This is a genomic window from Acetobacter cerevisiae, assembly GCF_001580535.1.
GTDB classification, from domain to species: domain Bacteria; phylum Pseudomonadota; class Alphaproteobacteria; order Acetobacterales; family Acetobacteraceae; genus Acetobacter; species Acetobacter cerevisiae.
The window spans coordinates 1-1037 of the sequence record NZ_LHZA01000028.1 but is presented as its reverse complement, the minus strand read 5'-3'; the positions used below and the strand labels follow the sequence as shown (position 1 = coordinate 1037).

Annotated in this window: 1 pseudogene; it reads right to left on the bottom strand. The window is 59.3% G+C overall.

Features of this window, described 5'->3' with window-relative positions:
• Positions 1-172: 172 nt before the first annotated feature.
• Positions 173-1037: pseudogene (locus AD928_RS00165) on the bottom strand (IS1380-like element IS1380A family transposase); the annotation flags it as partial.

Here is a 1037-nt window from a genome sequence, read left to right as displayed (position 1 = left end):
CACTTGAGGCAATTTCAGGTCATTTTGTAGAATTCAGTCATCCCACAGGAGCCCGATCTGGAATATTGACGATATTCTGCTTCTGGCGGCGGGTTCTGAACGCAGTGAGGGTGTCACGGCCTGAGAAGGCAGTGTTGGTGGAAGCTATGTGGTCTGTGCACTGTCTGTTTCTTCAGATGGCCTGCCGGAGCCTTCGCAATCGTGCATGAGCGAGGGCGAATTCATGCTGACAGGGGAACATGTCCGGCATGGACAGGACAATCCGACGGACGCTGAGCGTTACACGTGTCGCGATTTTGAGCAGTCGTGCGCGTATGGTGCCACAGGTCGCCGTCTCCAGGCTGGTCTGGCCAAGGGCCAGTCTTTGCAGAGCGGTCAGCAGGACATAGGCTGCGGCCGAGAACCACAGCCGGAGCTGGTTGGCCCGGATGGTGTGGGACGAGGTCCTGTCTGAGAACAGATCCATCTGGCATTCCTTGATGCGGTTTTCCATATCCCCGCGTGCGCAGTAAATCTGTTCGTAGAGATGGCGGGGGTCGGACATTCCCTGCGGTAGCGTGGTGACAATAAAGCGATGATAGCGGTTGCCGTGGCGCCATTCGGCCTTGGCCACCACCCGCCTGCGGCGCGTCCAGCTGTCCTTTGTGATCCAGTCAAAGGAGGCGAAACCGCGCGCAGCTCTGCCTGTCGTGGCGGCTTCGTCACGAACCTCAGCGGACAAAGAGGCAATCCGGTCATACAGGCGGGTGTTGCCTGCAAGCCCGAACAGGAAGTCAACGTGGTTGTCTTCGCACCATGTCATCAGACTGTCCCGGGCGAAACCGCTGTCCCCACGCACCAGGATACGCACCCGGGGCCAACGGCTCCTGATCTGCTCCACGATCCGGCGGATGTCTGCCAGTGCTTCCTTCCCCGGGTCCCTGTCTGCCGTGCGCAGGGTAGCGCTGAGGAGATGGTCCCCGCAGAAGACATACAGGGGAAGATAGCAGTTATGGCCGTAATATCCATGAAAGGCGCGGCCTTCCTGATGGCCATGG